Genomic DNA, 20,485 nt, shown 5'->3' with positions numbered 1-20,485 from the left:
AGCAGCTGACTTCAATTCGGTTTCAGCAGTTGTAGCGACTGACTTTAATTCAGTTTCAGCAGTTGCAGCAGCTGACTTCAATTCGGTTTCAGCAGAGCTAGCCACAGATTGTACAGCACTCTCAGCCGAACGAGCCGCCGCTTCCACCGCACTTTCGCCAGAACGAGCCAAACCTTCTAATGTACCTTCAGCCGAACTAGCTAGACCTTCCACTCCTTCTTTAGCAGAGCTTCCTACAGCCCCAATTTCTGCACTTCCGGCTCCAACTGCTTCAGAGATTTCCTTGAGTGCGCCAAGCATTGCCGCCGCGATCGCTGCTGGTACCGCATTGCCAATTATTCCAGCGATTACTGGCCCAGCCGCCGCTATGATTTCGGGGAGAATTAAGGCAAATAAGGCAGCAACTAAGTCAATAGCTATAAGCAGATCGATTTGTTGCTGAAGTCTTTCTATCCTTTCTAATAAGACCCCGGCATTAATCTCTATTGCAGCGCACCTTTCATTTACAAGGTGTATTTGTGATTGTAGATTGTCGATTTTAGCTTCCAAAGAAGCACAGCAATCACACTGATGACCGGAGCAATTGCTAATGTTTGACAACGAGGAAATTAGGGCTTGACCTGAAGCGGACACTTAACAAACCTCGCTATTAATTTTAGAAATTAGACCTTCAATTGAGGCAAATTCCCCTTGCTCAATGCACACCTTGCCATCGGGACAGAATGTTGTCGGGTCAACGCATTGTTTCCCAGCAGCACAAGCGCCACCGTTGGCACAAACTGCCTGACAATCAGCAAGAGACTTGTAAATTCCAAGCGTGTTGTACTGCGTTTTTTTGATGCATTCTCCGTTTATGCAGTCATACGAAACTTGTAGAGGAATTGGATCGCAGCTGCTACTAAAACTCAAATAATTTAGGATAACTGATCCTGGATTATATGGGCCGCCCACAATAACAGTGCCCTGATTGCCATCGGACTTTATGACATACTCGCTACCATTCCCCGTTAAAACCATGTAAGCCGATTGATAAGAACCATCGGGCACCGTAACAGACCCTGATTGCATTCCGGGGTAATCGTTACGCGTGAAATAAATTGTCAATTCGCAAGTCATTTATTCGTTAGACAGCGTTCGGGTCAAATATTGGAGCGGCGTAACTTCCGTAGAACCTTTCGGAAAATTGAAATTGCGTTTTAGGAACACCATTACGAGTAATTGGAGAGGAGATAGTAACGTCGCTTGTTGCCAAAACACTTGCATCTGTATTGGCATTTAGCCAAGTGTGAGCATAGGAAACAACCGCAGCATATACTTCCAATGCGGTTGGATTGCTACCCGTAAGAGCGGGTAGGGAAGTAAGAGGAATTGCTAAAATTTTTGGTGTTCCGCTAAGTGTAGAATTTGCGCCGAATAAATCAGTAATTCCAGGTTGCATAAATTGAGCTAGTTATGAAGAGTAATAAATCTGTTGTATGAGCAATTTCAAAATCAGCCAATATTCCACTTTTATGTAAAACCAGCATATTCGCTGAGGACGTATAATGCTTGCTGCTAATAGGATTGAGACGAAGATTCCTAATACTTTAAATTAGGAATATTCCGGTTTAACCATTGGGAGTGGTTAAACCGGAACAGACAGAAGTTATAAATAAAATGAAAAATAATCGAAATGGACAGTCCGCAATTTTGAGCGATGCGGATTATTCCAAAATTCGTAAGCAGATCCGCACTCAGAAATATAAGCTGCTTTTCGATCTAGGTTGGTACACCGGGGAAAGGTGGGGTGCTTTAGTCAAGTTGCAACTCCTGGATGTGTACAACCTTGATGGCACTCCAAGTGAGTATATCAATTTTCGCGCCAGGACTCGCAAGGCCACCCCGAACGGAAAACGACAAACGCGCCAGGTACCAACTCACGATACTTTGGCTGAGTTGCTAGCAGCATATAAGCCAAAGCCGGGTTCAATTTGGTTATTTCCTTCTAGGGAGGGAGACAAGCCGATGGGGTTAAGGGGGGCTGACCAAATTTTACGCACAGCTGTAGAAAGAGCGGGATTAGCTGCTAAGGGCATATCGACTCATTCCACCCGCCGGAGTTTTATCACCAAACTCGCAAAACGCGGGGTAAGCCTCGCAACTATCAAAAAAGCCACTGGTCACACTGACTTAAAGGTGCTTTCCCGGTACATCGAGGTAACTGACGATGATGTTAAGCAGGCGATCGCCACCCTATGAACGCCAACCTGCTATTTTTGCAAATCGAAATATTTTTTGGGAGATTGCAAGCTGGCGAATACGACCATCCTCTCTACCTAGCTATGGCACTAGAGAATCTTGCTAGTCAGGCTTGGGATGAAGTTGATGCGGTTTATCCCAACCTATGACAAATTTCACTGTGGCAGATAGACTGAGATCGGATTTGTTAGAACCCTTATAATTTGTGCGATCGCGCTTTTTGTGGCTAAGAGCGCGATCGCATTTTTCATGAGCTTCTAAGCAGCTGCTGGCACAGGTTCAGGAGGCAAAACAGCCAACGCCTCATCAATTAAGGCTTGAATGTGTGGGCTATCACCAAGTATTGCTGTTGCTGTTGTTTGGTCAGCACCCAGGAGTGATGCTACCTGACCTAAAGCCGCATCTCTATCATTTTCAGCAGTGGAAACACGTTGAATCAAGTTTCTGATGATTTCTGCAAACTTGTTAAGCAATGCGGTTTGAGATGCCAGAGCGTCGTCTGTCTTACTCATAATTCAAGAAATGATTTGACGGCTCAGTTATAGCATATTAACTGCGATCGCTATTCGTAATTCGTAATTCGTAATTCGTCATTGGGCATTGGGCATTGGGTACACCCCAACTCCTAACTCCTAACTCCCCACTCCCTCACCCGCATTGCCTTGTCACGCGCAATGCAGCCTGATAAAGTACCTGTGACTCTCATTTGAGGTTAGATATGACAGGCAAGGGCGGCCGCCGGGTTACAACTTGGAATTCTCAATGGAACCACGGCAATACTAAACATATTCGAGTTCCCGCAGCGCTGGAGCAACAAATAATAGAATTCGCTCGTGCGTTGGATTCTGGAGTTGTTCATTTAGACTCTGAACAACTCCACAAAACAGTTCTTCTGTTGATTGACCAGTTTGTAGAACAAAGGGTTGCTTCTTTTCATCCCAATCAGCACAGCCGCACTGCTTCAACTAATAGCCGAAGATGGGATGAGTTGCGACGTTTCAGAAACTCTGTTGCTTCTGGCAATCACCACGCCAGGAGCAAATCAACTCCTGAATCTGAACCGGCGATCGCCCGTTGATGATCGAAATCTCCACAGCTTCCTTTTTCTGTCTTGCTAGGTTACTGTCTACACTTCCGAGGTAGATACGGTTCTTCTTCCTAGCTAACATCCAACAGTAACGAAAATACCAATATTTTCTATCAGACCTTTCTACCCAGTACTTCTCTACCCAGTGGGTATCGTGTTGGGGCGCAGTTTTTTGAGTGCGATTAGTAACCTTCCCACCAACACGAGTTTTTACTGTGGTGTCAATAGTGCGATTATTAACTTGCGCCCCAACAAGTGTTCGCCACTCTGCCCAGGCTTGATGATAATCATTATTAGTTTGATAATCATCTGGGTCTGGTGGTTCGTGACTGTCATCGTAGAAAATTGTCGGCTGACCGTCGGAATCTAACTTGCGGGGCACTTCCCCAAAGTCAGCAGGATTCCAGTGATTATCCTCCGCTTGTTGGGGCGCAAGTATTTCATCCCAGTAAGGATCGTGAACAATAATTTTCTTTTCAGTTGGAGCAACAGTCAATAGTGTTAACTGTCCCGGTACATCAGAATTATGTTTCATAATGTTTGTGATTAATAGAATTCGCGGACGTTAGCGCGTCCGTTTTTTTGTATCAACTATCAATCAGATTGATGATTGATAGTTGGTGAATTGACAATGCTGATAATTCGATCGAATATTTCGGGTAATTTGTTACGGTAAATTCCGTATAGGTTCTCGAATTTCTCAAAGAATAAACGCTTGCATTCTTCGGTGAGGTTTTGAAAAAGTCTTAGTCTTGCATCATCAATTCTCCAGTTATACGTTGTAACAAATGATTCCCTAAAACCCAGGTCAGGTTTTGGCTCTTTACTTCTTTCTAAAATGCGCTCATACATGAGAGCTTGCCGATCCGCTTTCTTTGTGTCACGAGAACGTAACTCAAGAATTAGCGCTGTAGTTTCTTCTTCAAAAGTTGGTGCAAGAGTTGGAACTTGCTCCACAAGTTGCAACTCTTGCATCACTTCTTCTTCAGTAACTTCTTTGAGAAGTTCCTGAGAAGATCCTGAAGAGTTACTGAGAGGCTCTGAAACCCCAGTATTTTCAAGGGTTTCACTAGAGATAGGCAGCGCGGCCGCGCTGGATATCGTCAGATTGGCGCGGGATATCGGCGTATCTGTGACGGATATCGGCGCGGGTTCACCGATAGACGGTGAATTTATGTCGTCTATCGGATCAGAATTCCAAAACTCTTTTATTCGCCTAGCACCATGTAAATTTATGATTAGCCAGCCTGCTGTTTTCCGAGTGTCTTTTGTACAGGTATCTCGCTTAAATTCAAATAGTCCGGCGGCGTATAAAACTCTTCTTGCCACCCTGAAGGCTGTATCTTTTAAACTGGTTGTTAGCTTGACAAATCGACTACCGAATGGGTCTGATTGCCAGCATTCATTCCACAAACTTTGTATGCTTTTAGCTTGATTTAATACCCATGTCATATCCGCTACTGGGATAATGCAATGGGGTTTATTGTATTTGGGTTGTTCTCTTGATGGGGCGTTCTTAGAGATAGAGACAACTTTAAGTTGTGGATAAGATGCTTGATTTTGTGTGCTATTTTCTGGCATAATACTATTAGTTTAATTTCAAGCAAAAAGCCACCACCGACCTTGTAAATCTGGGTGGCTTTTTTGCTTTTTACTTATTCGTCATTGGTAATGTGTCGCTTGTCGTAGCTAGGACGTGGGCGCTTGAGTTGTCTCCAGTCATCAGGCAAATCATCCACCTCCTTGATGTTTAGGTCTCGGCATAAAGTCTTTAATTGAGCAAGTGATATACCATCGTCAGCGATAGAACTGACATCCATACGCATTGATCTAGCTAATTCTTTGAGGGAAGTACCTAGTTCACGAGCCAAAGCAATTGCGTTGTCGAAACGTGGCATTTTTCTTCCACTCTCCCAATCGCCAATAATGCGAATACCTACACCCAATCGCTGGCTTAACTGTGGTTGAGTCAAATCAGCACTTTCTCGAAGTGTCTTCAATGTTGGCGGTTCGTTTTCTAATTCTGAGTTCATGATAGCACCATAGTGCTAGCGCTTTAGTGCTTGACAGGAAAACTGTCTTGCACTAAAGTGCTAGTTAGAGATTAATGAAAAGGGCAGGCTCACTGAGTTTGACCTGGGGGTTAGCTAATAAGCCTGCCTTTTGCTAGTTTCTCACCCAGACGGAAAGCTGCTGTGATTTCGCTCCCCAACGCCTCACCGTTCGCGTTGCACAAATGGAGCAAGCACCCGCGCACTGCTTTTATGCCCCGGCGCGGAAACACCCTCAAAATCACCTGTAGCGATCGCGGTAACGAGTGTTTGCCGCGTGGTGATAACTCTAGTTATATCTGCACACCTATACTTCGGAACCACATGACAACCACAATTCGAGAATTGTTTGAACACCTGAAACGCTACCCTCTTGAGACGGCGGTAGTGATCAAAGACGTTGACGATGAAGAATTTGACGATGAAGAATTTGCGATCGTTGATTATAAGTTTTCAGAAAACGTGCTGACTATTCAGATCGGCGAGAAGGGATACGGCGAGGAGGAGGGAGACGGCGAGTAAAACTATTGCCCCGTAAGCGTTTCAGTAAAATGACGCGGCGCGATCGCAGTAGTTAAACGCCTGTATACATAGCCAACAGTACCACTTAAGACCTATTTAAGTGCAACTTAAGCGTGACTATTTGCAGATTTAAGACCCACTATAACCCTGGTATGCAACGACTATGGAAACACTAGAAGCCATTAGTAACGGCACTAAAGCAGGTTCTAAGACCGAAGAAAAGACCGACATAAACCCCAAATCTCAGAGAGCAAAACGAGTCTTGCCAACTTTGCCCAGTGCGGCATCAGTTGCAGACATGAATCAGGTTGAATATTCGGGACTAGCTGACCGAACAGCAGTCGGATGGGATTCTTTAAAAAATTACGAAATGTTTAGCCTCAGCGCTGATGGCTCATTTCCGATGATGAAAGTCAGCCGCAGCAAAGCCGTTCGCCTTGCGGATCGTCAGGTGATCATGGTTGGCGGCGGCGTGTGTTTTCGAGTTTCCTTGTCCAATCACCCAACACAGAACAAGCCCCAGTCATGACAAAGGGGCTTGTTCAACAGTGTTTAATACCATTTTTACCTAACTAAAACGTACCATGAACCAGCAACCGCTAACCGACAAAGAACAAAAAATAGTTGAGGAATTTGAAAAAGCCCGTCCGGGACTGGGCGCGATCGCAGAAAATAACATCCGCAATAATCACCTTACCGGCTGGGCTGACACCATCGCCGACACCCCAGAATCTGAGTTAGTAGTCCGCGACGGCTCCTCATCGAATTCCTTTATGTACCGGAGGATCGGCGGATGAAATCATTGTCCAAGCTAATAACTGAAGCATCACTAGTCTTGACGCAAATCAGCGATCATCCAGACTACCGAGCTTTGGTAGATGAGGGATACAGCGCCGATTTAAATATTGCCGATGCTTGTACAGCGCTGGTGTACCTTTCTTGGGTGGTCGATCCATTGGCAACAGTTCCCGAAATCCCTGAAGTTGAGGTGAGCCATGAATCAAGAGCGTAGTCCGTGGTTAGAAGGAGCGATCGCGATTAGTGAAATGCTCAAACTGGAGCCACCAGAGGTACAGGAATCAATTCGCCGGATGAATCGCAAAACCTACCCAGAAACGAGTAAGGCGATGTTCGAGAAAGAACTGGAGGGTAGATGAACCAAGTGATAATGCTTTTCTTCACCATCACCGCTTTGATACTGTGCATAATTGCGCTTTGTAAGCAGGAAAGCGATCGCCCAATGTACCTAAAAATAGAGGTGCAGTATGGGAAATGATCTAATAGATATAAAAGTTGCTTCCCCTCCCAGAACTGCCAACGCACACACCTGGGTAGAGATGGACTTGCCAGACGGTAAAACCTTAGTGCGTTACTGTGCCTGGGGAATAGGTAGGTTATGTTTTTCTGTGTCTTTATTCACCGTAAGCATTAGCCGGAATGCTTTTAAATTCGGCATTTGGCTATGTGACGGCTTTGAAGCTGGGGTCAAGCGCTTGCTGAAAGTGTATGATGCTCTCCCCTACGCCGGAACTCCGATGACCCAAGTCATTGAAGCAAGCGCTGCTGTGGTTGAGGAACCATTGGAAATCATCACCGATATCATCGCCGCGATTGAAGGTAAACAGGTGATGGTGATCGGTGAAATGGGCACCGGTAAATCAACTCTGGCTCAGTACCTCGCCTACACCGTGGGCGGTCGTGTTCGCGTCTATGAATGCGAGGGTACACCGACCGACTGGCAAGGGCTTGAGGTCACTGGTAAGGGCGAGAACTGGGTTGCTATTGACCGAGGAATGACTGAGGATCTTGAAGACTTGTCTAAGCAGATGAAAATCCGCGAGGAGCGAGGCGATGCTGCTTTGGTTGGCACCGAGCGCGTGATTATCGTTGAAGAATACCCCGAACTGGTTTCAAAAGTAGGCAGTTCTGGCGAATGGCTCGAACGTCACGCCCGTAGAGGTCGTAAAGCGCGGCGGTTCACGATCCTACTCTCGCAGTATGACCGCGTTGCCGCCTGGGGACTGGAGGGTAAGAGCGATTTAGCCGATGCTTTTTTCCGTATTCGCCTGGGTAAAAAGGCTATCGCCCACGCCAAATCCTTGAAAAATGAGCAGCTTATTAACTGGTTAAAACAAGACCAGTCACACTGTTTACTCGACGATCAGCCCTTAAAACTCCCGCCATACAGGGAGATGAAAGCCGCAACAGTTCGCGGTGGTTCAACCATAGTCCAACCATACTATGACAACGCGATCAACCCCCAAAAACGGGTTGAAAATGACCTCAAACCAGCTACTAGAGCGGATTTAGAGCAAAATTGTTCAGAGAATGACCGCGCACTTTGGCGGGTAATTCAACGCCTGGGGGGTGAAAAAAGTGATAGTGCGATCGTTACTGAGGTGCTTGGCTTCACTGGCAAGCGCTATGGGGAGGGAGCCGCGCTGCTGGAGCGGTTAAGGAAGCAGTTCGGGGGATAATTTCAAAAGCGATCGCGCCCATCCCAAGAACGCGATCGCAATTGATTGATCCAACACTCAAACTGGGCAACTAAAAAATAACACACGTGTACTGGAGAAGCATACATGACCAAGCATGATACTTGGGTGAAACTCAAACCTGGAAACCCTTACGAGCCAATTTTAGATTTATTTCCAGATGGCATGATACCCATGCGTGACCCGTTCCCAATGGAACTATCAGCAGACAGAAAAGCCAGCCTGTGGATCATCGACCTAGAAAGGCTTAAAAGCTCTCAGGCTACTGCCATAAGTCAACTAATTGCCCGCAATTGCGGTGCTGATCCAATTGAAGTTGCAACAGAAGCGATGAACAAAGGCGGCTTTGCCATGAGTCACGAATGGATCGACTCTATGGAATGTGGTGACGAAGGAATTCAGCGCCAGAAAGAACTTGCTATTTTTTTCGAGGCTGCACCACAGCCACCAAGTCGATTAGCGTGGGCTCAATTTATCACGGGGCAAGTTGAGCGCTGGATCGAGGGTAACGAAACGCCACCGCCCATTAATTCAATTGAAGACGTTTATCCCAGTTTAAGAACGCCGGAACTGGAACGAGCTTTAAAAATGCGGAAAATTGAGTCTGTGATCGGCAACGGTAACTACTCAGTTCTTGATGTGCTAACGGGTCGAGCGTTTACCGATGCTCTTAACATTATTGACCCAGAAAACTCATATTCATTAGTTGGATATGATGACGAATTTGAGGACGATGAAGTTTATGATGAATGAAGAAAATTCAAATATTCCTCAACCAGATCCAGCATGGGATTATTACGAAATCTGGCAATCATTGCACACTATTAAAAATAAAATTGATGCCGGGATAAAGTTGATTTCTGCTGAAGAACTGGCAGACAACACAACTGATGAAAAGCTTAAGGAAATACTAGAACCAGCTTTAGAACAACTTGAGTCACTCATCGAAAATGATTTAACAGATTACTCGGAGGATATTGGAGACGATGAATAATTCCTCCAAAGATGATCCCATTTATTTGCCCACAGATGCATTTGTTCTAAACACTTTGGCTATGGGGGTAGCTATACAAATTCTTGCCAAAATAACCGGGGAACCCATAGAAGCATGGAAGGAGTGCATACGGTCAAAAGCTGACGAGCAATACCACCAATTATCAGAAGCAGAAATTCAGGAAATAGTTGATTCTCTGGAAAAAGAAATTAGAACCGCCTGATGAATCGTAATTGCGATCGCGCTCATCCCAGCGCGGGCTACCTGACACAGTAGCCGAAACGACGGGCTATATACCCGTCGTCGCGGGTTGTGTCCAAAGCAGTCCGTCCCACTGTTTCTAGGGAGTGGGGCGTTAGTAACCAATTGCACACCCAATTTGTGGGGTGTTGTTACTTTCAAGCGCACCTTCCCTAAAACTACCGGGTTAAACCCAGCGTTAAGAGTGAATGGCGCCCCTGTATTTGGGGTGTTAGGAGGATTCGAGCGTCAAACTGGGTTATTCAAATTTGTGTTGGCAGCACAAAACTAAAGAACTCCAATTTATTAGCAGAACCATGACAATTAAATCGATTACATCCTTGGGAGTTGATGTTAGCAAGTCAAGCGTAACTTGCCATATTTTAACACAATATCCCATCGGTGGTTTAAAGACATATTGGCAAAAAACCAGAACTAAAGTTAATAGTTTATTTCCTACTTACCACTCTAGTCCGAAGCCAAAAAGCAATCAGAAATCAGCTTTTGATTTTGCCGATTATGTAACAGAGAATAAACCTGATCTTGCCATCCTGGAGCCAACAGGAAATCATTACTCTAGGTTATGGGCGCAAATTCTAGAAAGCTTAGGAATTAAGATCCTTTGGGTTGGTCATATTGAGTTACGCCGCTATCGCGGTGGTAAAAATCTCCCAAATAAATCTGATGCGGCCGACGCTTTAGCTATGGCTGCCTACGCCGTAGATCAAGAAAATTATCTAGAATCCGGTGAATTGAATGATCGCCAATTCTTGATGCACCGACCAATGCAAATTAATCAACTGCGGGAGCTAGTGCAACAACTCGAACACCTGAACCGTGTTCAGTCACCAATCATCAACTACACTCGCCAGATGCTAGCGTGGCAATTCCCAGAAAAAGCACATAGCAAAACTGAAAGTACCAAGACCGGAAACGTCCCGCCACTATGGGGATGGTTAGCTCAAAGGGAGTCAGAAGTACATTCACCAAGCTACAAATTGATAACTAGAAAATACCAAAAATCAATAGCAATTCAACTTGGGCTAGAGATAGATCCGATTGTCCGGCTACACGCTGACTGGCTTTGTGACATCGACATCGAGGAGCAGCGCCTAGAGGTTGACCTTAAGGCGCTGGTCAACGATCCGGAGTTCAAAATCTACAACCAGGTTTTTGAGAAATTCAGTTTTGGGCTGAGGATTCGCGCCCGCTTACTTAGTCGCATCTATCCATTTGAAGCATTCCTCACCAATGGCAAGCAGTTGATTGAGCGAGAAGTTCGGGAAGTGAAGAAAAAGGAAGTCACCCGCGAACACGGTAAATCTGTAGTCAAATTTCTCCCTGGTGATGTCAAACGAGTTAAGCGAAATCGCTCCCGTGACGCTTTCAAACTCAGACTGGGCATGGGAACCGTTCTAGAGCAGTCTGGAGATAAGCTAGTAGAAAAAGGTAGTGGTTCAGCGTTATGCCGAATGACTTTTTGGCAGTACGTGATCACCAAAATAGAAATTGATAATCGTTTGCCTGACAATCCTATCGGTGAAGAAATTGCTGTTTACAAGGAGACGCTTAAAAGTAAAGTTGATGCTTCCGGTAAGCAATTACTCAATGGCAAGCACTTGCAAAACAAGCTAATGTCTAAGGTTGCTAATGTTTTGTTTCGGGAGTTATCGAGAGCGATCGCAGTTCATGAGCAATAACTTACCACCCCAAATTAAACCACTTCCTACAGATGTTAGTTTCACCCAAAGCCGTGACGCTGGCGATCCTGGCTGCTTATGTTCCCGTTGCCTAGTGCCAATTGGTGAAAAGACTGTACCAATTCGGCTTTTCCCAGACAATGGACGATGGGAGCTTCGGTTTCATCCAACGTGCTTGGGTTTTGAAACTAACGACAATAACCCAGAAGACTGGGGAGAGAATTACAAAGATTTACCCTACTAATTAAAATTTCCCCTCAAGAATTTTAAAAGCTTGAGGGGTTGTTAAAATTCCCCAAGGTTATTAGAGTGAAAGTAAATTAAGTTGATAATATAACCTTTGTTTTTACATTCTCTCAAGAATCGAGCAAAGTTCCGAGCGGCTAAAGTTGTTTCAAATGCAAAATCCGCTTCAGCATTCACCAGAGTTTCTAGTCTTTCTAACATTAATCGTCCGGCTTGACTGGCTACGGATTCCGGGTTAAAAGGAGAAAGTCCGGCTGCTATTTCATCGGCGTTGACATATTCAAATACTTCTAGGAAGTAGGGAAGGATTTGCAGGGCGGCGGTAGTTTTACCAGAACCGTTTGCACCGCCGATAATGTATAGGTTGGGCATTAATCTAATGGTAATACTAATTGTGCGGATGATTTTGGCCCAGATTTGGTCTTTTTCTTGGTTGAGTATCAAAAACTTATTGTTGTATTCTCAAATAATCTCTCCTGCTCCCCACCTGCGAGGACTAGAATTAGAATTGACGTGACGTTTTCTAATAGCCAAAGTGACAGACTCTCTGCCATTGCGCGATCGCTATCTTGCCTTAATCGATGAAATTGTCGAAACTACCCTCAAGGGCAAAATTAGCTCTGTGGATATGGTGTATCAAATGCTGCTTAAAGGTATCACTTCCGGTACAGGGGAAGTCTTTGAGCTAGTTTTGAGCGATCGCCTGAATGCCCTCCAAAGCCAAATAGATAGCGAAAAAGACGAACTCAAGACAGCGAAAGCTACCCGGAGTTTGAGAGCCATTAAAACTATTCAAACTCAATGGCAACGCTGGCAAGAACAAAACAAAGCCACAGAAGCGATCGCCTCCGCAGTTTCAGAAATTACCACAGCCCCTGCTGACGAGCGTCTGGCGGCATTTATCCGGGTTACTGACCCCAATCAGAAGTATCCGCTAAATTTGCAACAGTTACAGCAATTATCAAAAGCATTACAGCAATTTGCTCAGGCAGATTCTGATTTAGAACAATTTTCTGAAGGGATTACCCGTGGTTTAGCTTCATGGGGGCGATTGCAAGACAACTTGCTCAGTTGGATGTATGAGCAAAAAGAATCTTTGGGATTTGGCGGCGTACCGGGAGAACGTGGCCCTTGGGCAAGTTGGGCTAAACAACTCAATAGTGAGTTACCCAAAGCACTGCTTCGCACCTTGGCGATGGAAGAATCGGCAATTGAGTTTGCCCAGCGACAACGAGGAATCACCCTCAGAGATTGGGTGGAAATGGCATTAATTTTACAGTTCTTACAACGGGGACTAATTAACTGGTTTGACCAACAAGCTTACGATGTGAAGGCGGGGCCAAAGTTGTCCATTTCCACGTTCTTGACCTTTGCAGTGATTTGGAGTCAGTTAGCAAGTGGTTTTGCCAGCATTGGGACAGTATACAGCGATGCCTGTTCTCAAATCATGCTCCAGATTTTGCGAACCTTTGCCCAGCGTGCATATTTTCCCTTTTACGGCGGGATTTTTGCCTCTTTTACTGGTACTTATTTACGAGATGCCTTAGATTATCTGGATGAACCACTACGACGAGGCGAAGGAACCCAGGAAAAGGCGCGAATTTTGACACTTTTAGGTTATTCGCAGCGTGCTTTGGGAGAATATCAGCGATCGCTTGATTTTCATCAGCAGGCGCTAGAAATAGCCAGAAATGCAGGCGATCGCGCCTGTGAAATTGCCAATCTCAACCACCTCAGCCGCACCTACGTACAACAGCAAAATTATGCTGAAGCAATTAACTACAGTCAACGAGCATTAATATTGAGTCGGCAAGCAGGCGATAGAACAGGAGAAGCCAACGCGTTAGTAAATTTAGGTTACAGCGAAGTTATGCAGGCTCAGGAACTAGAAAACCTAGAACCCGAAACTTATGAAGCCGCAATTAACTATTTGGAACAAGGTTTAAAATTATCAGAAAAATTAGGCGATATTCAAAGTAAAGCTTTATGTGTCAGCAGCTTAGGAATTGCCTATCTAGTAATTGGACAACACCAAACGGCAATTAAATATCTTGAAGATGGCTTTAAAACAGCGCAAGTTTCCGGTGATTTGTATCTGCAAGGGCGGAACTTAGCTTATTTAGCGGAAGCTTATTATCATCTGCAAAATTCCGAAAAAACTGTTTACACAGGCTGCTTGGGAATGTATCTTTTAGAGCAAATAGCTTCTCGTGAATGGCGTCAACCAGCAGGGTTACTGACAATTTTACAAGGACAAATAGGGGTAGAAGCTTTCCAAAAGTTCTTACAGCAACATCGCCCGAAAATTATTGCAGTTATTGGTGTGGATGGGTACGATCACATTCCGCAATTGTTAGAAGAATATAAGCGAGATATGTAAGAACTGAAAAAACTGTGCGATCGCTCCACAGCTTAACAAATCGCAACAGTCTCTATACAAGAAAGAAATAACACTCTCCTCCAGTATATTTTCTAGCAGAACTCCATATTGAGCTTGCTTATTTAAATGAACTGTGGTAAGTTCATTGTAGTTTAAACAACTGTAAGCCGATTGACTTGCCGTAGTTTATTTGATAGGATCACTACTCTAGTTAATAAATTTGTTGTCACTAAGTAGTTGAAAAGCTGAGATCAGTTGATTAGTAAGATATTTACGGTTATTAGCCAAAAGTTATTTGTAGCATTGTCTACTGGACATGATTGAAAAATACGTATTTGCAGCGAAAAAACTGCGTAGGCGCAGCCCGTCGTAGACATCGCCTACCGAGCCATAACCATAAATCCTTTTTTGTCTCGCTAGTTTAATGGTGAAGCGATGTCTATCGACAAACCTTGACGCTATCACCAGCACAGAGGCAGCACTGTACGTCTACCCAATCCATACGTAGGAGTTGAAAATTATGGTGCAAACTTCTCTCGTCCGCCCCAGCAATCCCTTTCAACCACCGACCTTTGTTTCCATTGAATCAGAGCGTCGCCATCGCCAAGAACGTTTAGCAGCAGCCTTTCGGGTATTTGCGCGTTTGGGTTTTGCTCAAGGATTGGCAGGACATATCACTGCCCGTGATCCCGAATTTACCGATCGCTTTTGGGTAAATCCCTTTGGCATACATTTTAGTCGGATTCGCGTATCAGACCTGATATTGGTAAATAGTGAAGGTCAGGTAGTCAAAGGTGAAGGTAAAGTTAGTCAAGCAGCCTTTGCCATTCACTCTCAAATCCACGAAGCCCGCCCTGATGTCATAGCAGCGGCTCATGCCCATTCCTTTTACGGCAAAACTTGGTCATCTTTGGGTCGGTTGCTCGATCCGATTACCCAAGATTCCTGTGCTTTTTACCAAGATCATGCTCTATTTGATGATTTTACAGGCATTGTCTTAGAGACAAGCGAAGGAAAACGCATTGCTCAGGCACTAGGCGATCGCAAAGCTGCGATTTTACGCAACCACGGAATATTGACCGTCGGACATAGTGTGGATGAAGCCGCTTGGTGGTACATCAGGTTAGAGGATACTGCTAAAGCGCAATTGCTAGCAGAAGCCGTAGGGAAACCCGTCCTAATTGACCATGACATCGCCTTAAAGATCCAACAACGTGGTGGTACTCACCAAGCAGGCTGGGGTGGATTCCAGTATTTGTGGGATGAAATTACCCACGATCAACCAGACTTGTTTGATTGATTGGGCATTGAGCATTGGGCATGGGGCATTGGGCATTGGGCATTGGAAAGAGGAGGCAGAAGTTCTTTAATTTTGAATTTTGAATTTTGAATTTTGAATTGATTTCTCCCTCATCTCCCTACTCCCCACTCCCCACTCCCAACATTTTCAGGAGAATTAATTATGCCAATTGAATTTATTGGATTGATTCGGACAAAACCGACTTCGGAATTAAATAGTGCGTCAGGTGGTCTGGGCGATGACATCATTGATCCAGCTTATGTTCGTGAATTTGCCAAAGCCCATGAAGAAGGAGGCTTTGATAAAGTATTGATTGGCTATAGTTCTAGTAGCCCTGATGGTTTGACTGTTGCTAGTTTTGCAGCTTCCGCAACCGAACGATTGGGCTTTTTAATTGCTCATCGTCCGGGTTTTGTCGCACCAACTCTGGCAGCTCGCAAGGCAGCTACCCTTGACCATTTTACCAACGGTAGGATCGCAATACATATCATTACCGGTGGTAGCGATGCTGACCAGCAGAAAGATGGCGACTGGCTGGATCATGATAGCCGCTACCGCCGCACTGATGAATATTTAGAAATTGTTCGTCGCGTCTGGACAAGCGACACTCCCTTTGATTACGAAGGTGAATTTTACCACATCAAGGATGCTTTCTCTGCGATCAAGCCGTTGCAAAAGCCTCATATCCCACTTTACTTTGGTGGTGCATCTGGCCCAGCCGTACAGGTAGGAGCCAAACACAGTAATGTCTATGCCTTGTGGGGTGAGCCAATTGCCGCAGTTAAAGAACGAATCGCAGAAGTACGTGCTGCCTTACCAGCCGGTCGTTCTATTCGCTTCAGCGTCTCCCTGCGACCGATTCTTGGTGCTACAGAACAAGAGGCTTGGGAGAAAGCACATAGTATTTTAGCGCAAATTCAACAGTTGCGAGGAGGCGCAAAATTAGCTACTCCAGCTAGACCCCAGGCGGTAGGGTCACAACGTCTGCTAGATTTTGCAGCCAAAAATGAGATATACGATAAACGTCTATGGACACCGATCGCAGCAGCTACTGGTGCGGCAGGTAACACTACAGCCCTAGTGGGTACACCGGAACAAGTAGCAGAGGCTTTGGTTGATTATTACGATGCAGGAGTGACTACCTTATTGATCCGGGGCTTTGATCCCCTAGAGGATGCGATCGCTTATGGGCGTGATGTTATTCCTTTAGTACGTACAGAAGTCGCACGGCGAGAACGGCAAACAGTTGGAGTCAGGAGTTAATAATCATGCGTCTACTACAACCTTGCGATCGCTAAAATAGCTCTTGGTGCGATCGGTGCTGACCCGATTGATTAACTATAGAGTTTAATAGAACATCTCCACAAATTAAATACATGTTATCCAAAATCCTTGTAGAGATGTAGCACTGCTACGTCTCTTTTTTACTTACAGCAGTTATTATTTCTTTTCTCTTTGGTAAGCCTGCAATAGATATTCACCATTGAAATGAATCAAATGAGTTGAATCTTCAGCAACCCAAACATCTGTTTCCCAAGCAATGTCTGCCAGATATGCCACCATTGCCTTACGACTGAGAAATGTAGTTACCATCACCAGAGGTATTTGGACACCTCTAAATAAAACTTCAAGTTCCTTCTTCCGTTTAGGATTAATTGGGCCGTGTGAGGTTACAGCTTCAATCAGCACCAACCAGTTATTTGTTGTGAAGTGAATGATCACATCTGGCATTTTGCCGTGAGAATCGATGTTAACGCCCAAATCTGCCAATGCTGTTTCATCAAAGTAGAAGAACTTTTCATCTGTATCGCCAACATAGATGAGCTTTCCACTAGGTGTAAAACGAGGGGCAAAATCATTAATAATTTTTTCAATCAGAATATTCTGACCACCTGGCGATAAAGTTTTAAATTCTCCGTTAATTACTATGGGAATACGGGACATTTCACGTTCTTGAGCATATTGCTTTTTCAAAGTTTCAACCGAAGCAAGGTATGTACAAATGCTCTTTTCCCATTCGTCAGTGGTGTAGGTTCGTAATAGTTCTAGCGCACTTTTTTCAATTTGATATACAGTTTTGCGACTGTTCTTAGGACGGCTTGCATCATCTGGATTAGCAACTATCAAAGCTGCATCCAGAAATTGATGCACTGTCTGGCGGCGAACTGTTTCCCTGTTGCCCTCATAAATTTTGCCATAATGTTGAGCCATAAAGTTCATCATCGGCGTAATTCCCATCAAAGGCAAAGTTGCTAATTGCCAAGAGTCTGTCGGTTTTAAGTCAAGCAACGCCAGGAGAGTTAAAGCTGACCGTTCATTAAGCTGTGCCCGTGGAAAGCCTAATTGCGTTAAGATTTGCAGCGCTTCATCAATTCGAGACTTAGTTGCAATTGGATTATTCTCTGACAGATTCGACATACTTAATAGCTGATTTTCTATAAGTTCATCAATTTCCTGCAAAGAAGGAAACTGTTCTTTAATTGCCGTCCCTAAAGACAATAGCTGTGACAAATTAGGGTAATTTAATTTTCGCAAATCTGTTGCATTGACCTGAGTATGCCCATTGAACAACCGAAAAAAAGCATCGACTAGAGTTGAATTAAGATAAACAGCAAGCCCACGAGCCAAGGTAAAGTTAAGTCCACGCCCATCTTTGTGAAAGTAATTCAAGTGATTTTCAAAGCCGACATAGGCATAATTAAATTGGTCGGCATCAAAAACCACCGCAACAACACGCCTTTTCTCTTCTTTCGATGAGAATCTTTTGCATAGGACGTAATGCTCATTTGGTATCAAAAGATTCGCTGTTTCTTCTATATGAACTATTGCTTGGGGCTTTTTGGTTATTTTTGGGTACTCTACATATCCATTCGATAAATTCACCGGATAAATTAAAGGAACAGTATTGTTTTCTGGATTTGTCCTTAGATAATCTTTTGCTCGGAAATCTACTACCCGCCCGGTTGAAACTGTTAGCCCTAAATCTTTCAATGTACAGGTAAAAAGTTCCATTCTTTGAACGATTTGCTGGCTAATCTTATCTGGAATAATATAAATAAACTGCTCTAAATCATCGGGGTTAACTAACTCCGAATATGGTACAGAGTGTGACATTATCAAGTCATCATTAGCGCCACAATTAGTATTAATGATTACACTGCTAGACTTTTCCCTTTGTTTTGTAGCTTGGATGATGATAGTTTCCTGCAAAACATCATCATCACTAAATGCTTCTTGCCGCGACTCAAAAAGATGTACTTGCTGTAAAGCCATCATCTCTAAAAACATCTTGCGGAAGTCACGGAAATATGGACCATTACAAAAACTGCGCGGGGTAATTGCTACAAACTCCCCACTTGCTTTTAAAAGTTGCGCTGTAGCTGCCATAAAACCAGTATAAAGATTACTAGTTTCCAAACCGATAGAACGCAGCAATTCGCGCACCTTGGAATGAGCATTGATTTTTAAATAAGGCGGGTTGAGGATAGCATGGGTAAATTCTGTTGCGTAGTTTACCGCCGTAGGCATCGCACTATTCAATAAACTAAGCTTTTGCAGCCTGACTGCATCTTCGATAAAATCAGTCTCACGAATTTCGTAATTGAAGGAAATACCCACATCTTCGCATTCCCTCTCACATAGCTCTAGAGTCTGATGCAAATATCCAATTAGAAAAGGGTCAATTTCATAAGCTACAACGCGCAAACTTGAAGTATGTTTTCGCTGCTGGCATACTTTTTCCACAAAAGCCGCTAGTAATGAACCGATTCCGGCTCCAGCATCAAGCAAGGATATTTCAGGCAAATCCAGTCGATTAAACATCCCAGCCATCAATTGGGCTACTGAGGCGGGGGTCATAAACTGACCCATCGACCCTTTTTTGTTTTGCCTTAGCTTTAAACTTACTACAGCTCGATGAATATCCACTTCTGCAAGCAAGTTTCCACTTGATAGTTTTGCGAGACTGGTAAACCCCAAACTACTGTTATGACTTGCCACGAACGCTCTACTGCTTGATGGGACGATCACGGTCTGTCTTCTTAATTACGATCGAGTCTACAACAACTTTACGGTATCGTTTGCGATCGCATTGTGCAAAACCTTAGTATAGTTTTGCATAAAAGCGTAGCGTTTTTAATCAGTACTTACGCAAAATTATGAAAAAACGTAGACGCATACTTCTACGGAAAAACAAGCTACGCGCAGCGTCTCCAAGAGTTGGACGTAAAGGAATCGTTTCTAAATTTCAATAGCGTTAAGCTAGAAGAAATCCATTTTAATATTAGTGATGCCTAATATTCAAGAACACATAAACACTCTCGTTACAAAATTTGTTCCGGGTTATAGATTTATTCGTTTAGAAGAACTAACAATTGATAAAAAGAATTCAATTCAAACAAAAATTAATAGTAAATCAATTAAAGTTCTCAGTTGGAATATTGCCAAACAAAACTATAATAAAATTTGGATTGAAGATTTTTCAAAAATAATTGAAACTTATCAACCAAACCTCATATTTCTCCAAGAATTCTCTCTAAAGTTAGAAACAGATGAATGGTCAAAATGGCTGAAAATGAATTGGAATTTTGCTCCGAACTTTGTAGATATTCATCATCAAAGCTATTCGGGAATTTTCACAGCAGCTACAATCAGTCCACTCACCATAAAAGTTATAACTACTAAACATCATGAGCCGATTGTTAGAACTCCTAAAATTTCTTTAATTACTGAGTATCTGCTATCTGAACAAAGCACAACTCTTCTGACAATCAATAGTCATCTGATCAATTTTGTAGATTTAAATAAATTTAAAATACAACTAAATGAATTAGAGCTAGCATTATCTACACATCGTGGGCCATTAATATTCTCAGGAGATTTCAATACTTGGAGTCAAAAAAGAGCAGTTATCCTCAATCAAGTAATAACTAAATTGGGATTAACGCCAGTAATTTTCGCACCTCATGAGAAGGAGAAAATTAAACGCTTCCTGTTATCACCCCCTTTAGATCATATCTTTTATCGAAATCTCAGCGCGAAGAAAGCCAGTGCTAAGGTGCTAGATAAAATTTGTTCATCCGATCACAAGCCATTGCTGGCAGAATTTACTTATATCTAGGACTTACGCAAAACCACACGTTGTAGCTGACTTTTCACGGTATCTGGAAAACCTCACTTCTATTTCTCTCTCCTTTTAGGAGAGAGACTTTGAATTTCCCCCCTTCCCTCGTA

Annotated in this window: 27 protein-coding genes; 18 read left to right on the top strand and 9 right to left on the bottom strand. The window is 43.8% G+C overall.

The window, feature by feature from the left end; all coding sequences use genetic code 11:
- The 3 genes from V7K27_RS02475 to V7K27_RS02465 all read right to left on the bottom strand — a co-directional run.
- Window positions 1-633, bottom strand: a 633-nt coding sequence (locus tag V7K27_RS02475; RefSeq protein ID WP_334943962.1) for a hypothetical protein, incomplete at its 3' end; no start/stop codon positions are given.
- The gene (locus tag V7K27_RS02470; RefSeq protein ID WP_334943960.1) at window positions 634-1,068 is read right to left on the bottom strand and encodes a hypothetical protein; all 435 of its coding nucleotides are present in this window, start codon (window positions 1,066-1,068) and stop codon (window positions 634-636) included.
- Between the two features lie 55 nt (window positions 1,069-1,123).
- On the bottom strand, window positions 1,124-1,438 hold the full coding sequence (locus V7K27_RS02465) for a hypothetical protein (RefSeq protein ID WP_334943958.1): 315 nt from the start codon (window positions 1,436-1,438) through the stop codon (window positions 1,124-1,126).
- Between the two features lie 218 nt (window positions 1,439-1,656).
- Here V7K27_RS02465 and V7K27_RS02460 point away from each other — a divergent pair, with 218 nt between their 5' ends.
- Together V7K27_RS02460 and V7K27_RS02455 are read left to right on the top strand one after the other, a co-directional pair.
- Window positions 1,657-2,238 (top strand): tyrosine-type recombinase/integrase, encoded by a 582-nt coding sequence (locus V7K27_RS02460; protein ID WP_334943957.1) that lies wholly within the window; start codon window positions 1,657-1,659, stop codon window positions 2,236-2,238.
- On the top strand, window positions 2,235-2,387 hold the full coding sequence (locus V7K27_RS02455) for a hypothetical protein (RefSeq protein ID WP_334943955.1): 153 nt from the start codon (window positions 2,235-2,237) through the stop codon (window positions 2,385-2,387). Before V7K27_RS02460 ends, V7K27_RS02455 begins: the two co-directional genes overlap by 4 nt.
- Window positions 2,388-2,495: 108 nt before the next feature.
- Here the strand turns inward: V7K27_RS02455 and V7K27_RS02450 are convergent, their stop codons facing one another.
- Window positions 2,496-2,750, bottom strand: a complete 255-nt coding sequence (locus tag V7K27_RS02450; RefSeq protein WP_334943953.1) for a hypothetical protein — start codon at window positions 2,748-2,750, stop codon at window positions 2,496-2,498.
- A 206-nt stretch (window positions 2,751-2,956) separates the two neighbouring features.
- Here V7K27_RS02450 and V7K27_RS02445 point away from each other — a divergent pair, with 206 nt between their 5' ends.
- The gene (locus V7K27_RS02445) at window positions 2,957-3,316 is read left to right on the top strand and encodes a hypothetical protein (protein WP_334943951.1); all 360 of its coding nucleotides are present in this window, start codon (window positions 2,957-2,959) and stop codon (window positions 3,314-3,316) included.
- Here V7K27_RS02445 and V7K27_RS02440 read toward each other — a convergent pair.
- From V7K27_RS02440 to V7K27_RS02430, 3 genes are all read right to left on the bottom strand, one after another.
- Window positions 3,237-3,860 carry a DUF4102 domain-containing protein gene (locus V7K27_RS02440; RefSeq protein WP_334943949.1) on the bottom strand — a complete coding sequence of 208 codons (624 nt, stop codon included), beginning with the start codon at window positions 3,858-3,860 and terminating at the stop codon, window positions 3,237-3,239. The two genes, V7K27_RS02445 and V7K27_RS02440, sit on opposite strands and share 80 nt — an antisense overlap.
- Window positions 3,861-3,919: 59 nt before the next feature.
- Window positions 3,920-4,906: a hypothetical protein gene (locus V7K27_RS02435; RefSeq protein ID WP_334943947.1), complete on the bottom strand. Its 987-nt coding sequence runs from the start codon at window positions 4,904-4,906 to the stop codon at window positions 3,920-3,922.
- A 74-nt stretch (window positions 4,907-4,980) separates the two neighbouring features.
- Window positions 4,981-5,358, bottom strand: coding sequence for a helix-turn-helix transcriptional regulator (locus tag V7K27_RS02430; protein WP_334943946.1), 378 nt, complete (start codon window positions 5,356-5,358; stop codon window positions 4,981-4,983).
- 231 nt (window positions 5,359-5,589) lie between these two features.
- Here V7K27_RS02430 and V7K27_RS02425 point away from each other — a divergent pair, with 231 nt between their 5' ends.
- The 11 genes from V7K27_RS02425 (at window position 5,590) to V7K27_RS02375 (ending at window position 11,571) form a co-directional block, all read left to right on the top strand.
- Window positions 5,590-5,898: a hypothetical protein gene (locus V7K27_RS02425; RefSeq protein ID WP_334943945.1), complete on the top strand. Its 309-nt coding sequence runs from the start codon at window positions 5,590-5,592 to the stop codon at window positions 5,896-5,898.
- 163 nt (window positions 5,899-6,061) lie between these two features.
- Window positions 6,062-6,427, top strand: coding sequence for a hypothetical protein (locus V7K27_RS02420; RefSeq protein WP_334943944.1), 366 nt, complete (start codon window positions 6,062-6,064; stop codon window positions 6,425-6,427).
- A gap of 55 nt (window positions 6,428-6,482) precedes the next feature.
- Entirely contained in the window at window positions 6,483-6,695 is a 213-nt protein-coding gene (locus V7K27_RS02415) for a hypothetical protein (protein WP_334943943.1), read from the top strand.
- Entirely contained in the window at window positions 6,692-6,910 is a 219-nt protein-coding gene (locus V7K27_RS02410; RefSeq protein ID WP_334943941.1) for a hypothetical protein, read from the top strand. Before V7K27_RS02415 ends, V7K27_RS02410 begins: the two co-directional genes overlap by 4 nt.
- Window positions 6,894-7,055: a hypothetical protein gene (locus V7K27_RS02405; RefSeq protein ID WP_334943939.1), complete on the top strand. Its 162-nt coding sequence runs from the start codon at window positions 6,894-6,896 to the stop codon at window positions 7,053-7,055. Before V7K27_RS02410 ends, V7K27_RS02405 begins: the two co-directional genes overlap by 17 nt.
- 108 nt (window positions 7,056-7,163) lie before the next feature.
- Complete coding sequence (locus tag V7K27_RS02400; protein ID WP_334943937.1) at window positions 7,164-8,375, top strand: hypothetical protein; 1,212 nt, start codon at window positions 7,164-7,166, stop codon at window positions 8,373-8,375.
- A gap of 105 nt (window positions 8,376-8,480) precedes the next feature.
- Entirely contained in the window at window positions 8,481-9,146 is a 666-nt protein-coding gene (locus V7K27_RS02395) for a hypothetical protein (RefSeq protein ID WP_334943935.1), read from the top strand.
- Window positions 9,136-9,387, top strand: a complete 252-nt coding sequence (locus V7K27_RS02390) for a hypothetical protein (protein ID WP_334943933.1) — start codon at window positions 9,136-9,138, stop codon at window positions 9,385-9,387. Before V7K27_RS02395 ends, V7K27_RS02390 begins: the two co-directional genes overlap by 11 nt.
- Window positions 9,380-9,610, top strand: a complete 231-nt coding sequence (locus V7K27_RS02385) for a hypothetical protein (RefSeq protein WP_334943931.1) — start codon at window positions 9,380-9,382, stop codon at window positions 9,608-9,610. The genes V7K27_RS02390 and V7K27_RS02385 overlap by 8 nt, the downstream gene beginning before the upstream one ends.
- Before the next feature lie 334 nt (window positions 9,611-9,944).
- Window positions 9,945-11,327, top strand: coding sequence for an IS110 family transposase (locus V7K27_RS02380; protein WP_334943930.1), 1,383 nt, complete (start codon window positions 9,945-9,947; stop codon window positions 11,325-11,327).
- Window positions 11,317-11,571 (top strand): hypothetical protein, encoded by a 255-nt coding sequence (locus V7K27_RS02375; RefSeq protein WP_334943928.1) that lies wholly within the window; start codon window positions 11,317-11,319, stop codon window positions 11,569-11,571. The genes V7K27_RS02380 and V7K27_RS02375 overlap by 11 nt, the downstream gene beginning before the upstream one ends.
- Window positions 11,572-11,612: 41 nt before the next feature.
- Here V7K27_RS02375 and V7K27_RS02370 read toward each other — a convergent pair whose 3' ends face one another.
- A complete protein-coding gene (locus V7K27_RS02370; protein ID WP_334943926.1) occupies window positions 11,613-12,017 on the bottom strand; it encodes a zeta toxin family protein in 405 nt (134 codons plus the stop codon).
- A 91-nt stretch (window positions 12,018-12,108) separates the two neighbouring features.
- Between V7K27_RS02370 and V7K27_RS02365 the strand changes: the two genes are divergently transcribed.
- The 3 genes from V7K27_RS02365 to V7K27_RS02355 all read left to right on the top strand — a co-directional run bounded on the left by V7K27_RS02365 (window position 12,109) and on the right by V7K27_RS02355 (window position 16,516).
- Window positions 12,109-13,953 (top strand): tetratricopeptide repeat protein, encoded by a 1,845-nt coding sequence (locus V7K27_RS02365; protein ID WP_334943924.1) that lies wholly within the window; start codon window positions 12,109-12,111, stop codon window positions 13,951-13,953.
- Between the two features lie 520 nt (window positions 13,954-14,473).
- Complete coding sequence (locus V7K27_RS02360; protein WP_334943922.1) at window positions 14,474-15,253, top strand: class II aldolase/adducin family protein; 780 nt, start codon at window positions 14,474-14,476, stop codon at window positions 15,251-15,253.
- 162 nt (window positions 15,254-15,415) lie between these two features.
- Entirely contained in the window at window positions 15,416-16,516 is a 1,101-nt protein-coding gene (locus V7K27_RS02355) for an LLM class flavin-dependent oxidoreductase (RefSeq protein ID WP_334943920.1), read from the top strand.
- A gap of 177 nt (window positions 16,517-16,693) precedes the next feature.
- On the opposite strand, the gene V7K27_RS02350 is transcribed toward V7K27_RS02355, so the two are convergent.
- Window positions 16,694-19,252 carry a BsuBI/PstI family type II restriction endonuclease gene (locus V7K27_RS02350; protein WP_334943918.1) on the bottom strand — a complete coding sequence of 853 codons (2,559 nt, stop codon included), beginning with the start codon at window positions 19,250-19,252 and terminating at the stop codon, window positions 16,694-16,696.
- Between the two features lie 289 nt (window positions 19,253-19,541).
- On the opposite strand from V7K27_RS02350, the gene V7K27_RS02345 reads away from it, so the two are divergent.
- On the top strand, window positions 19,542-20,372 hold the full coding sequence (locus tag V7K27_RS02345; RefSeq protein WP_334943915.1) for an endonuclease/exonuclease/phosphatase family protein: 831 nt from the start codon (window positions 19,542-19,544) through the stop codon (window positions 20,370-20,372).
- The last annotated feature ends 113 nt before the right edge of the window (window positions 20,373-20,485 follow it).

Origin of the sequence: Nostoc sp. (genome assembly GCF_036919575.1) — a bacterium.
Classification (GTDB): domain Bacteria; phylum Cyanobacteriota; class Cyanobacteriia; order Cyanobacteriales; family Nostocaceae; genus Nostoc.
The sequence above is the reverse complement of the archived record's forward strand: the minus strand, read 5'-3'. Positions and strand labels throughout refer to the sequence as shown.